The 13,380-nt window shown below is 32.6% G+C and carries 10 protein-coding genes; 2 read left to right on the plus strand and 8 right to left on the minus strand.

Annotated elements, in window-relative coordinates; genetic code table 11:
* Positions 1-14 precede the first annotated feature (14 nt).
* The 5 genes from asnB to ACODSB_RS13635 all read right to left on the minus strand — a co-directional run bounded on the left by asnB (position 15) and on the right by ACODSB_RS13635 (position 9,124).
* Positions 15-1,691 carry an asparagine synthase B gene (gene asnB / locus ACODSB_RS13615; protein WP_309841610.1) on the minus strand — a complete coding sequence of 559 codons (1,677 nt, stop codon included), beginning with the start codon at positions 1,689-1,691 and terminating at the stop codon, positions 15-17.
* A 921-nt stretch (positions 1,692-2,612) separates the two neighbouring features.
* Entirely contained in the window at positions 2,613-3,062 is a 450-nt protein-coding gene (locus tag ACODSB_RS13620) for a hypothetical protein (protein ID WP_488937448.1), read from the minus strand.
* Positions 3,063-3,241: 179 nt separating this feature from the next.
* Positions 3,242-4,996 carry a TonB-dependent receptor gene (locus ACODSB_RS13625; protein ID WP_488937449.1) on the minus strand — a complete coding sequence of 585 codons (1,755 nt, stop codon included), beginning with the start codon at positions 4,994-4,996 and terminating at the stop codon, positions 3,242-3,244.
* A 139-nt stretch (positions 4,997-5,135) separates the two neighbouring features.
* Positions 5,136-5,999, minus strand: a complete 864-nt coding sequence (locus ACODSB_RS13630) for a PhzF family phenazine biosynthesis protein (protein ID WP_488937450.1) — start codon at positions 5,997-5,999, stop codon at positions 5,136-5,138.
* Between the two features lie 107 nt (positions 6,000-6,106).
* Positions 6,107-9,124 (minus strand): tetratricopeptide repeat protein, encoded by a 3,018-nt coding sequence (locus tag ACODSB_RS13635; RefSeq protein WP_488937451.1) that lies wholly within the window; start codon positions 9,122-9,124, stop codon positions 6,107-6,109.
* A 309-nt stretch (positions 9,125-9,433) separates the two neighbouring features.
* Between ACODSB_RS13635 and ACODSB_RS13640 the strand changes: the two genes are divergently transcribed.
* Positions 9,434-10,117 (plus strand): cell division ATP-binding protein FtsE, encoded by a 684-nt coding sequence (locus ACODSB_RS13640; RefSeq protein WP_053471180.1) that lies wholly within the window; start codon positions 9,434-9,436, stop codon positions 10,115-10,117.
* Positions 10,118-10,120: 3 nt separating this feature from the next.
* Here ACODSB_RS13640 and ACODSB_RS13645 read toward each other — a convergent pair whose 3' ends face one another.
* Complete coding sequence (locus tag ACODSB_RS13645) at positions 10,121-10,957, minus strand: class I SAM-dependent methyltransferase (RefSeq protein WP_488937452.1); 837 nt, start codon at positions 10,955-10,957, stop codon at positions 10,121-10,123.
* 63 nt (positions 10,958-11,020) lie between these two features.
* On the opposite strand from ACODSB_RS13645, the gene ACODSB_RS13650 reads away from it, so the two are divergent.
* A complete protein-coding gene (locus ACODSB_RS13650) occupies positions 11,021-11,908 on the plus strand; it encodes a glycosyltransferase family 2 protein (protein WP_488937453.1) in 888 nt (295 codons plus the stop codon).
* Here the strand turns inward: ACODSB_RS13650 and ACODSB_RS13655 are convergent.
* Together ACODSB_RS13655 and ACODSB_RS13660 are read right to left on the minus strand one after the other, a co-directional pair.
* Positions 11,905-12,978: a glycosyltransferase family 4 protein gene (locus tag ACODSB_RS13655; RefSeq protein ID WP_488937454.1), complete on the minus strand. Its 1,074-nt coding sequence runs from the start codon at positions 12,976-12,978 to the stop codon at positions 11,905-11,907. The two genes, ACODSB_RS13650 and ACODSB_RS13655, sit on opposite strands and share 4 nt — an antisense overlap.
* Positions 12,975-13,379, minus strand: a complete 405-nt coding sequence (locus ACODSB_RS13660; RefSeq protein WP_488937455.1) for a sugar 3,4-ketoisomerase — start codon at positions 13,377-13,379, stop codon at positions 12,975-12,977. Before ACODSB_RS13660 ends, ACODSB_RS13655 begins: the two co-directional genes overlap by 4 nt.
* Position 13,380: the final 1 nt, after the last annotated feature.

Genomic DNA, 13,380 nt, shown 5'->3' on the forward strand with positions numbered 1-13,380 from the left:
ATAATTAAACGTGTTTATGCTTTTACATAGGCATCATCGTGAACGCTTGCCACAGCTCTACCAGAAGGATCGTTCATGTTTTTGAATGCTTCATCCCACTCTAAAGCGATTTTTGTACTACAAGCTACACTTGCTTCCTGAGGAACGCATAATGCTGCTGCATCGCTTGGGAAATGTTCTGTAAAGATTGAACGATAGTAATATTCTTCTTTTGAAGTTGGGGTTTGTAACGGGAATTTAAATCTCGCGTTTGCCAATTGTTCGTCTGAAACTTCTCTTCCTACTACTTCTTTCAAAGTATCAATCCAGCTGTATCCTACTCCATCAGAAAATTGTTCTTTTTGTCTCCATGCAACACTTTCAGGAAGCATATCTTCAAAAGCTTTACGAACAACCCATTTTTCCATTGGATGTTCTTTGTTGATCATTTTATCTTGCGGGTTGATGCGCATTGCAACATCCATAAATTCTTTATCTAAGAAAGGAACACGTCCTTCAATTCCCCACGCTGCCAAACTTTTGTTTGCACGTAAACAATCATACATATGAAGTTTACTTAATTTACGAACGTTTTCTTCGTGAAATTCTCTAGCGTTTGGCGCTTTGTGGAAATATAAATATCCTCCAAATAACTCATCTGCACCTTCTCCAGAAAGTACCATTTTGATTCCCATTGATTTGATCACTCTCGCCATTAACCACATTGGAGTTGAAGCTCTTACTGTAGTTACATCATACGTTTCTAAGTTGTAAATTACATCACGAACAGCATCTAAACCTTCTTGGATTGTAAATTTAATTTCGTGGTGAATAGTTCCAATATGATCTGCTACTTTTCTTGCTGCTGCTAAATCAGGCGAACCTTCTAAACCAACTGAGAAAGAGTGCAATTGCGGATACCAGGCATCTGTAGTATCATCTGATTCAATACGTTTTTGCGCAAATTTTTTGGCTACAGCCGAAGTTATAGAAGAATCTAAACCTCCAGAAAGTAAAACTCCGTAAGGAACATCACTCATCAATTGTCTGTGAACTGCAGCTTCAAGCGCTTTTTTGATTTCAGGAATACTAGTTTCGTTGTCTTTAACCGCATCATAATCAACCCAGTCTCTTTTGTACCATTGTACAAATTCGCCGTCTTTGCTTGATAAATAATGTCCCGGAGGGAATAATTCGATTTTTGTACAATATCCTTCTAAAGCTTTTAACTCAGAAGCTACATAGAAAGTTCCGTGTTGATCCCAACCAATGTATAATGGAATAATTCCCATATGGTCACGAGCAACAAAATATTCATCTTTATCAACGTCATAAATTGCAAAACCAAAGATTCCGTTTAATTCATCAACAAAACTTACTCCTTTTTCTCTGTATAATGCTAAGATAACTTCGCAGTCACTTTCTGTTTGAAAGTTATATTTTCCTTCGAATTGTTTACGTAAATCTCTGTGATTGTAAATTTCACCATTTGCAGCCAAAACCAATTTTTTATCTTCTGTAAATAAAGGTTGTTTTCCTGAAGCTGGATCTACAATTGCCAAACGCTCATGAGAAAGAATCGCTTTATCATTGCTGTAAATTCCGCTCCAGTCTGGTCCGCGGTGACGAATGATTTTAGACATTTCTAATACTTGAGGTCTTAACGCTTCGGCTTTTTGCTTTAGATCAAAGGCACATACAATTCCGCACATAATTTTATATTTTTAACTTTTAAATTTTATTTTGATAGGGCAAAGATGCGGTATTGGTTATAATTGAAAAACATAAATATTAATTTTAATTACAATTTAAAACCATAATATAGTTTTTACATATAAAATGTAAAATTTTAGCATTAAAAAAAGACCTAAACTTATAATTTTCAATTTTGAAGGCAAAACGCGAGTAAAATATAAGGTTTCGGAGAAATTATTGAATTAAATTTTGTGATATTTAAATATCCATGAAAGATTCACAAAGAGAACAGAAAAAGCTGTTCAAAAATTATTCTATGTTCAATCTTGTATTAGATATTAACATACTGTTTGTCATTCCGAGGAACGAGGAATCGCACTAGAAACTCCACAAAGATTGGCTTTACGGAGTTACTCGGAATGACAAAAAACATAGCCAATGGTTTCAACCATTGGAACGCAATATTGGCACGTCTCCTATTGTTTCCTGCGGTTGAAACCGCAGGCTATGTTTGAAAATAAAATCTCCAATCTTTGTCGAGTTTCTAGTGCGATTCCTCGTTCCTCGGAATAACATACTATGCGATTTTGCCTTTGTCAAAGTTTTAAACTTTGACAAAGGTATTATTCATATTTAGTCCCTACGGGACAATTTTATTGGGGTTACTTATGTTTCTACCGATATTTAATCTCTACGAGATAAACTTACGAGTTATGCTCCTTTAGGAGCTAAATATCGGTAGAAAATAAAATATTTAAAATGGTAAAATTGTCCTGTAAGGACTAAACCTAAATATTTAAATCTCAAAAAATATCTCGTTGGGACTAACCTCAAAAGAAGAAATCACAAAAAACATATCTCGTAGAGATTAAATATCGGTAGAAAAAAATACACGCAAGATAAAATTGTCCCGTAGGGACTACACCCAAACGAATAAATTACAAAACACTTTCAATAGTATAATGTGTCTTATTAATCTCAAACTGAAACCCAGCCTTATTTCCCATTAAATGATTTCCTAAAGGCGATTGCGGAGAAAGCGCAATAACATTAATTCCGTCAATTGCAATTTTAGGAAGCGCAACACTTACATATAAATAAATTCCATTTGCTTTTACCAAACTGCCGGAAATAATATTTTCTGTATTTTTAGAAGAATCAATCTTATCTAAAATTGTTTTTTGAGCAATAGATTCTTTTAGTTTATTGGTTAGTTTTTCCTGTTCGATATGCATCATTGATAAAGCGGTTTCATGCTTATCGCCCGCCGAACCTTTGGCATCATTTTTAGAATCTTCTGTCAATCCCGAAATCATGTCTTTAAAAACATCTATTCGGTCTTGAACCATTTGTAAATAATGAGAATGTATTTTTTGTTTGAAAGTCATTTTTTTAAAGTCACTGAGGTTCTGAGCTACAAAGGTGCAAAGGTTTTTCTGCTGTCGCAAAAAAATAGCCACGAATTCACGAATTTACTCCAAAAAATTCACGAACTCATGGCTAAAAAAAAGGCACTTTTTATACTTTATATACTCTTTGTCCCTTAATGTCTTTGCATCAAATCTTCTTAAAAATCGAATTTATAATTTCCTCCCACTAAAACCTGAAAGCCCTGAACAGGATAATTCAGCCATCTTTCGTAAGCTTGGTTTCCGATATTATTTAATTTTAAGAAGAAAGTCAAACGCTCATTATATTTATATCCTAAATGCGCATTGGCATCAAAATAACTTTTTAAAGTCGTAATTACAGGATCAGTTCCAAAAGTTAGATTCGTCTGCATGTCTTTACGTTCTCCAACATAAAACACATTTAAACCTGCATACCATTGTTCTGTAATATTTACATCAAGATTTGAGCTTAATTTCATTGAAGGTAAATTCCACGCTTCTAATCCATCTGTTTTATAACTGTTGAAAGTTCCGTTGATTCCAAAAGAAACACTCTTAGAAAAATCAGCTTTTAATTCTCCATAGAAACGGAAAGTTCTAACATCATCATAAATTACACTAAATGAGTTTCCAAAACCATAATTTTGATTCGAAAAATCTTCTGTATAATCATTGCTTTTAAATAACGCTTTATCTTTTTCATTCAAATAAGAACCAGTTACATTATAACTCACATTATTAGCCAGTTTTCCTTTTAAACCTGCAAAAACAGTATATTGATTACTGGTTGGTCTCATATTTAAAGTTGGAGACAAAAACGGATTTTCGGTTACAAAATCAGCATATGAATTTTGATTTAAACTTCCGTTAACTCCGGTATAGAAAATCATTAAATCGCCAACCAATTTGTACGAAGCATTTACTTTTGGATAAATATAAAATTTATTTCCGCTGTTTTCAGAATCCAAAGCATAAAACAAACCAGCTCCTAATTCTAGTGTCCAGTCATTTTCATGAACCACAAAACTTGGTTCAATTCCGAAATTTGTCAAACTGTATTTTAACGGTTCAACATTATCCCAAGCATAATTATGTTCAAAAGAACCGCTAACATGATCTACAATAATATTAGTATTAATTGCCTGATCCATAACATCAACTTTAAAAGTCGGTTTTAGATAAAAACGATTTTCTGAAGAAGAAAAACTATCCGAAAAGTTCGTAAATCTTGTTGAAATTTTGCTAAAAATACCTTCCGTAAATTCGGCATTTCCGCCAACAGAAATCGTGTTATAAGAATGATTCGGATTAATTCCTCTAATTAAATCTTCCTGTGTTCCCGGCGGCAAAGTCATACCAAAATCAGCCGGTAAACCATACCAGTTATATACTTGATTTTGATAACCTAAATCAACGCCCCAAGATACATCACGATCTTTTACACCGTAACCAATATTTAAACCTGTATCGTAAAATTCATCATTAAGGTTTACATCTTTAATTCCGCCCTGAGAAGAATGATGACGAAGCATTCCGGCTAAATAATCATTGTTTCCTAAATCCTGAGTTACGAATAATTCAGCATTTAGCGTTCCGTAATTTCCAACTCCAAGTGTTGCAAAATTATTAAACAATCTCTCTTTTTTAGATTTATCCACAGCTTGTGCATTTCCTTTTGACGGCGTAAAAGTAGAAGCCACAGGAACAGACAAAATACTATATTTAATAGTTTCTTTTGGCTGATTTCCAGCATCGTCCAGCGAAGGCGTTTCTTTCACTTTAAAAGCGTCAGATATTGTTGGCGAATAAGGTTTTACTACGTTTACCGTTTCAGTTCCAATGCTTTCATTCTTCTTAACCTGCGAAAACGAAAGCTGGCAGACCAATAACACTAGTAAAACGATAATTTTATTTCGGCACTTAATTTTCATATTTATTTCTTTTAAGAGTATAGAGAAAAGAGTATAGAAAATAGACTTACACTATTTCTTAATTCTTAACCTCAATCTCTTTGTTCAGTTTCTAAATTCTAAAATCTATATTCTTTGTTCTTTATTCTATTTTCTCGACCTAAGCTTCCCACTTTCCTTTTGCAACAAATTGAGCTTTTCCTCCAATATTAATATCAAACTGATTCTCGTTTAATTTTCCTTTGAAAAAAATCTGAGATGGGCGTCCGATGTAATCTCCCTGATAATTCGTTAATTCAAATTCAGGCTTATGGTATTTTAGCAGAAAAGCCTCCAAACATGTACTTGCACTTCCTGTTGCAGCATCTTCTACCAATTGATTGTGTTCAATACACAACATTCGGCTGAATAGTTTTGAACCTTCCAGATAATAAAAATACAAGCCTCTATGGTCGGTTTTACAATGGTTTTTCATCCATTGATCTGCTTTATCTTTATCTAAAACTAAATTTTCCAACGCTCTTTTACTGCTTAATCCAACCATTACAAACGCGCTTCCGGTTGTAACTTCCTGAATTGGAAATTGATTTTCAAAATCTTCTTTTTTCAGATTACTGAATAATGTAAAATCTTCTTTAGAGAAAATATCCCAAAATTTTGGCTGTGCTGCTTTTAGCCAGATCAAATCTTCAGATTGCTGAATTTGAATAGGTCCAATCGGAACATTCAGTGTTATACTTTCAGGCGAATTATCAAATATTTTATTGATCAAAACCCACGAAGTTCCAATTATCGGATGTCCTGCAAACTGCATTTCATGAGCCGGTGTAAATATTCTTATTTCTGCTTTATTATTTTCTCTGTCCAGTTTGGTTATAAATGTGCTTTCTGCGAAATTAATCTCGCGCGCCATTTGCTGCATTTCTTCTGAACTTAAATTCTCAGCTTCTAAAAAAACTGCCAATTGATTTCCGGCATATTTTTTATCAGCAAAAACATCAACTATGTAAAAAGGTAAACTCATTATTCTTATTTCTTTTTTGAGAAAATAGAAGAAAGAATAAAGAGAATAGACTTCAAATCTTTGCTTTAATCTATTTTCTATGCTCTATATTCTATACTCTTTTATTCTTATTTATTAATCGACGAATTCGTTTTAGACTCTTCTAACTTAATTGTACTCAACTCTTTTTTCGCTTCTTCAACAACATCCGGATAATCTGTAAAGTTGTTGATTACGTTATCTAAAATGTATGTTGCCTGATAGCTGTCTTTTAATCCGTAGAAGTTTTTCGCCATTAAAACCAAACCTTTTGCTCCGTAATATTTGTAAGCAGAATAGCTTTTTGCCAGTTTTTGAACCGCAGTATTCGACGCCTCAAATTTCCCTTCTTTGGTTTTAAAGTAAGCATCATAATATAGTGCTTCTGCCGCCAATTCTCCTTTTGAAGTTGTAGACAATTTTGCATACGCTGCTTTCGCTTTGTCTTCATCTCCGGTTTGAATTGCCGCGCGCGCTACAATAATCTGTGCATCGGCTTTTACGTTGGCATCGGCTTTTGGATTTGCTAAAACTTTATCTGCAGCAATAACCGAATTGTCATAATCTTTTTTGTCATAATAACATTTCATCAGGTTAGCCTGTGCAAAGTTTTTGTTCTGCGGATAATCGGCTTCACTTTCTAAACGAACTAAAACCGGAATCGCTTTATCACAATCTTTCGCTTTTAAATAAATCTGAGCCAGTCGGTTTAACGCTTGTTCTGTAAATTCGTTTCTTGGCTGGTCAATTACATATTGATAATTCTGAGTTGATTTTGTTTCAGAACCTTCCGCATAATATAATTGCGCTAAATTGAAATTAGCTTCTAAAGCATGCAATCCCGAAGGAAATTTGCTCACATAACCTGCAAATCCTGTAATCGCTGCTTTACTGTTGTTTTGACTGTATTGCTTGTTAGCTGCGTCGTAAGTATCGTTATCTAATTCCGCATCTGTAACCGAAACGAAATCTAAAGTTCTAACCCAGGTTGCGTATTCATCCACTTTTCCTGAATCAACATAAATTAATCTTGCTGTCGAAACGGCTTCAAGTGCTTCCGGCGTTTTTGAGAATTCGGCCGCCACTTTTTTGAATTTTGCCAATGCTTGTTCATCACGATCTGAATTGTAATAAATCAAACCTTGTTTCAAAATAGATTTTGAAGTAAAAGACCCGTTTTTGTATTCAGAAATCAACTGATCGTAGGTTTTAATCGCCAAATCATTCTTTTTATCCGCCACATATGTATTTCCTAATTCGAATAAAGCATCATCGCGATATTCTGATTTTTTATACATTTTTAGGAAGTTATTCAGTTCGTTGATTTTCTGATCATTTTTAGACATAAAACCATACGAAAGTGCTTTTTGAAATTGAGCATAATCAGCATCAACGCTTTTTGCATCCATTGCTTTTCCGTAAGCTTCGTTTGCCTGTGCATATTTAGAATTCACAAAACGAGAATCTCCTAAACGTAAATACGAATCATTTAAACGTACTTTATCCGAAGGAGAATTATCGATCTGCGCCTGAAACGAGTTCGCCGCCTGATCGTATTCTTTCAGCTTAAAATAAGTATAACCAATATTATAATTGATGTTTTTATATTCGTCTGTAGATTTTGCGGCAGCAAGTCCGGCAAATTGTTTGTATGTCAATAATGCATTCTGAAAATCATCTGAAACATATTCTGTTTCTGCTTTCCAGAAAGTTGCACGAGCCGTAAATTCAGGTGTTTTTTGTTCGCTTATCGCACTTTTAAACATTTTTCCGGCTTCCGTATAATTCGATTCGTTGAACAATTCAACTCCTCTGTAAAAAAGCACTTTTTGATACGCCGCTTTGTTTTCGGCACTTCTGTTTTTTTCTAATAAAGCCAAAGCCTCTTTATAATTTTTAGTCGAAATATAAGAGTCAACTAAAAGTTTTTCCACTTCTGCCCTGCTTGAATTGTTTGGATATTTTTTTAAGAAATCAAGTAAAATTCCCGGAACGGTTTGATAAGCGTTTCCAATATCATAACTCACTTTTGCATAATTCAATGCTGCATCTTCCTGAATTTGTGCATTGAAATCCATTTCTGAAGCATTTTTAAATGCGTTCAAAGCTTCCTGTTTTTTACCCGTATTTAAATAACTCAAACCTAAATGATAATAAGCATTTTGAGCTACGAAATCTTTTCCTTCAATAATTTTATTGAATTGAGAAATGGCTTTTTCGTAATTTTTCTGTTCATAATACGCATAACCCAATTGGTAGAAATCGGTATTATTCCATTTTCCTTTTTTACCCGCATATTGCTCTAAATACGGAATCGCTTTTTCGTATTGTTTTAAGTTGAAATAACTTTCCCCAATAATTTTGTTCAGTTCCGATTTTTCCATTTCATTTGATTTCGCCATTGCTTTTTGGCCCAAATCAATTGCTTTTTGGAAATTTCCAAGTTTAAAATTCATATCAGCCTGATAATACGAAAGCTTTTCTTTGTATTTTTCTTCGCCCGAAACCTCATCAAAATATTTTGTTGCTTCTTTATAATCGTCGCCTTCATAGGCCATAAATCCTAAATAATATTTGGCTTGCGAACCAAATTCTGGAGAGTTCACGACTTTATTAAAATACGTTGTAGCTTCTTTTTTCTTTTTAGCAGTAAAATAGCTGTATCCTTTCTGGAAATTAAATTTATCCGATTCTGATTTGCTCATGTAACCTTCATCAACTTTGTCAAACCATTGCAAAGCTTTTGGATAATTTCCTTGTTCGAAGAAATATTGTGCCACTTCAATATATGCCTGATTTTGTTTGGTGCTTGTTGGATAATCCTCTACGAATTTTTCCATCAAAGCATCGGCATTGGGCTGATTGGTTCTAATGGCGCAATTGGCGATATAATAAGCGCAGTCTGATTTTACTTCTTCTGTTTGTGCCGTATTATTTTTTACATACTCAAAAATATGTTGTGCCGAAGCGTATTGTTTGTCGTTATATAAAGCCTGTGCTTTGTCAAAATCCTTTAAATCGTAAGCATAAATAGCTGATTTTTGTGCCGAAACTAAGGTCGAAGTAAGGATAATTTGGAATAAAAAGAACCAGGAAAGTCTATGCATTTTAGTTATATTTAGTATTCAAATTTATCATTTTATACCGTTTATAACGAAACGTTTCTTGAATTTATTATGAACAAACATGGAATAACAAACATTTTAGAGGCATTATAAAAAATTAAAATGAATCCTATAAGTTATATAAGTAATTATAAGCTAGTACCTTTTAACAGATTAACTAAAATGAACTTATATAACTTACATGGTTTAAATTTTCATTCCTTTTTCTACAAATTTTCTTAAGAAATGATTGAAATTTATTTTGAATACATACGTTATCTTATTACTTTTACCATTCAAATCAATTTTATTATGTCAGAAACCGTACTATCTCTTAAAGAAGTCACTATATATCAAGAAGGAAGAAAAATTTTATCTCATATTAACTTAGATGTTCAGCATGGTGAATTCATCTACATCATTGGGAAAACAGGTTCCGGAAAAAGCAGCTTTTTAAAAACTTTGTACGCAGATTTACCTTTAACAGAAGGTGAAGCTCATATTGTTGACTTTGATTTGGCAACTTTAAAAGAAAAAGATATTCCGTATTTAAGACGTAAAATCGGGATTGTTTTCCAAGACTTTAAATTGCTTCCAGACCGTTCTGTTCAGGACAATATGCTTTTTGTTCTTAAAGCAACCGGATGGACTGAAAAAGAGGCGATGGAATACAAAATCGACGAAGTTTTAGATAAAGTAGGAATGAAAGATTTCCTTAACAAAATGCCTCACCAGCTTTCTGGCGGTGAACAGCAGCGTGTTGCAATTGCAAGAGCTTTACTTAACGATCCTGAATTTATCCTTGCCGATGAACCTACAGGAAATCTTGATCCGCAGACAAGTTCTGAGGTTTTAGAAGTATTAAAAAACATTAACGCACTTGGTAAAACCGTTATCATGGCGACTCATGATTATGCTTTGTTGATGAAATTCCCTTCTAAAACATTAAAATGTGAAGACGAAAGAATCTTCGAAGTGGTTCAAAGAAGCGTATAAATCTTAAACTTTTTTTAGAATTAAAATATCCTGATAATCAAACAAGTCATTAACTGCTCTGTTTGACCAGGTTACGTATATCTTATTTTCTAATTTTAACTGACTTATTTTAATCATTTCAAAAAGTAATTCTTCTTTAAAAGCAATATTAGCAGACGGAACTTTTTCATTCATTAATCTGTAATTTTCTTTTTGAAAAGGAAAACAGAATCCCTTATTTTCTTTTGAAATGTAATCTTCATTTTGATCGTCATACAAAAAGAAAGTTGAAAGACATTTTCCATCAGGCTTTAAAACTCTGTAAATTTCATTTAAATAGTTTTGAATTTCCTTTGGCTGCATATGAGTAAAAACCGAGAACAGAAAAACGGTATCAAATGAATTATCTTCATAAGGAAATTTAAAATTCTCTGCCTTTTGATTGGTTAGATTGTATAAGTCATTGTTTAAAGAAATGTGCTGAAAATTAAAATTAGAGAAATCTTTGCTGATGTTTTTTTGACACCAGTCAATTCCTTTTTTCACCACATCAAAACCTTCGTATTTTCCTTTTGTTGACAAATACTGCGTTAAGGGTACGGCAGCGCGGCCAATTCCGCAGCCAACATCTAATACAGAATGATCAGGATGAAGCGATGAGTATTCTTTTAAAAGTTCTAAATGATGTTTTCCTTGTGACAAAAAATCACCGGAACCAATAAAAATGTCTCCTTTTTTAGGCTCATATTTGTTTTTCTTTTTATTTAAAGAATTCCAAAAATCAGCAGGAAAATAATAAATCTTACGAACCAGAAATCTTGACTTTGGAGAAATCGCATAATAAAGAGACCTTAAATTCATTTTTGATTTATTATTTTAATAAAAAACATTTCCTTTACAAATATATTTTAAAAAAGAGAATAAATGCTTTCTATTTTAATTCCGGTTTATAATTACAATGTGTTTTCGCTTGTAGAAGAACTTGCTGAACAATGCCGTTTTATTGGAATTAATTTTGAAATTCTGTGTCAGGATGATGCTTCAAATTCTGTACTGAATAAAGAAAATGAGCGAATAAATGCTCTACAGCATTGTTCTTTTGTTTCTTTAGAAAAAAACATAGGATTAAGTTCTAACAGAAATCTTTTGGCATCAAAAGCACAATATGAAAACCTTCTTTTTATTGATGGCGATTCTATCGTGATTAATCCCAATTACATACAAAATTATTTAGATAATATACAGGATTCTGATATTGTTTATGGCGGCCGAATTCATCCTGAAAACATTTATTCAGACAAACAAAAATTACGCTGGAAATACGGGCGTTTAATTGAAGACAAAACGGTTTCTCAAAGAAATACTGCTTTGTATAAAACACTGATGTTCAATAATACATTAATTAAAAAGGATTGTTTTATAAAGATAAAATTTGATTCTAATTTAATTAAATACGGACATGAAGACACGTTATTTGCTTATCAGGTAAGTCAATCTGATTTTAAGGTAAAACATATTGAAAATGCGATTCAGCATGGCGATATTGACGAGAATCTTATTTATATATCTAAAGTAAAAAACAGTTTAGAAAACCTGCTTATTCTTGATCGCAAAAAACAAATTGATTCTGATTTTTTAAAAATACTCAAGGCATATCATTTGTTGAAACGTTTTAAACTACGTTATACGGCAGGGTTATTCTTCAAGACATTTAATACACTAATTTTAAAACAGCTAAACTCTAAAAGCCCTTCTTTAACGTTGCTTAATATTTACAAATTAACGTATTTGTGCAGTATAAAAACAAATTAGAAATTCTCTAATAAAGTTTTCCATTGTTTCATGACAAGATCAAGCTGATATTCTTTCATTTTTTCTTTTGATGCCACGCCAAATTTTATTCTCAATTCTTCGTTTTCAATTAAAAAAGAAAGTTTTTCAGCAAACAATTCTAAATCTCCATCCGGGATTAAAAAGCCATTTTCATTATCTGTAATAATCGATCTCGGCCCCGAAGGACAATCATAAGAAACACTTGGTAAACCTAAAGACATTGCTTCTATCAAAACCATTGGAAATGCTTCAAATCGCGAAGTCATAACTAAAATAGAAGATTCAAGGTATTTCTCTTCTATATTTTTTACAAAACTAAAAATATTTATTGTGGAAGTTAATCCTAAATCAATGACAATATTGTTTAAAGAATCCACTTCATCTGTATAAATATCTAAAGTCCATTCTGGATGTTTTTGGGTTACTTTTTCCCAGATTAGCAGCATTCTGTCTAAAGCTTTTTCATACGAATTTCTTGCAACAGCAATAATCCGTTTGTTTTTTAAAGATGCAGTATTTTCGGTTTTAATCCAGGAAGGATTCGGAATTATTACGGCGTTATTAATATGCCAATTTTTTAGATTTTCGGGAGATAAAGCGACTACTTTAGTATATTTTCTGGCACCAAAATCTTTGAATCGATATTTTAATTTTGAAAAGATATTTGGTTTTAATGATTGTCCTTCAATAAATTTAGAAGAATGAATTTCTAAAACAATTGGGATTTTCGTTTTAACAATTAAGGGCAAAATAAAAGCTTTCAAACCATTATCGGCAACAAGAATTACATCTGGTTTTATTGCTGCTATTTTTTGATTTAACTGCTTTTTGTACGTGTTTAGAAAATGAAAAACATTTCCCTCCAAAATCATATTATGAAAGAAAATTTTAGAATTGAAATCGTAAAAAGGTGAATTTTCGTCTTCGTTTTGTGACAGAATATGAACTTCGTAACCAAAGTGTTCAATAAAATAATTGGCTTTAATGGACAAAACTCTGGCAACTCCTCCCGCATTTTTTATATTGGGAACAATGTAAAGCAGTTTCATTTTTTAGAATTCAAGAAAGTTTCATAATCCCGAATATAATCTGCTTCTTCAAAAACATCTGAAGCCAAAACCAGGCAAACTGCGCCCGAAGAAAAGTTTTCTAATTCTCTCCAAATTCCTTTTGGGAGATACAATCCAACATTGGGTTTGTTAAGTAAATAACTTTTTTTGTCTTTTCCGTCATTTACCGTTACTTCAAAACTTCCGCTTAAAGCGATCAAAACTTCATGCTGTTCAATATGCGAATGTCCGCCGCGAAAAGCACTGCTTGGAACATCAAAAAGATAATAAACACGCTTGAATTCAAAAGGCAGAACTCCGTTTTGAATAAAGGCCAAATTTCCGCTCAAGTCTTCAACAACCGGAATTTTAAGTAATGAAATATCTTGAATTGTTGTCATA

The sequence above is a fragment of the Flavobacterium sp. FG68 genome (genome assembly GCF_057808895.1).

Bases quoted from the DNA above. Each gene is read 5' to 3' on its own strand.
- asnB (WP_309841610.1), bottom strand. From the start codon at position 1,691: ATGTGCGGAATTGTATGTGCCTTTGATCTAAAGCAAAAAGCCGAAGCG.
- ACODSB_RS13620 (WP_488937448.1), bottom strand. From the start codon at position 3,062: ATGACTTTCAAACAAAAAATACATTCTCATTATTTACAAATGGTTCAA.
- ACODSB_RS13625 (WP_488937449.1), bottom strand. From the start codon at position 4,996: ATGAAAATTAAGTGCCGAAATAAAATTATCGTTTTACTAGTGTTATTG.
- ACODSB_RS13630 (WP_488937450.1), bottom strand. From the start codon at position 5,999: ATGAGTTTACCTTTTTACATAGTTGATGTTTTTGCTGATAAAAAATAT.
- ACODSB_RS13635 (WP_488937451.1), bottom strand. From the start codon at position 9,124: ATGCATAGACTTTCCTGGTTCTTTTTATTCCAAATTATCCTTACTTCG.
- ACODSB_RS13640 (WP_053471180.1), top strand. From the start codon at position 9,434: ATGTCAGAAACCGTACTATCTCTTAAAGAAGTCACTATATATCAAGAA.
- ACODSB_RS13645 (WP_488937452.1), bottom strand. From the start codon at position 10,957: ATGAATTTAAGGTCTCTTTATTATGCGATTTCTCCAAAGTCAAGATTT.
- ACODSB_RS13650 (WP_488937453.1), top strand. From the start codon at position 11,021: ATGCTTTCTATTTTAATTCCGGTTTATAATTACAATGTGTTTTCGCTT.
- ACODSB_RS13655 (WP_488937454.1), bottom strand. From the start codon at position 12,978: ATGAAACTGCTTTACATTGTTCCCAATATAAAAAATGCGGGAGGAGTT.
- ACODSB_RS13660 (WP_488937455.1), bottom strand. From the start codon at position 13,379: ATGACAACAATTCAAGATATTTCATTACTTAAAATTCCGGTTGTTGAA.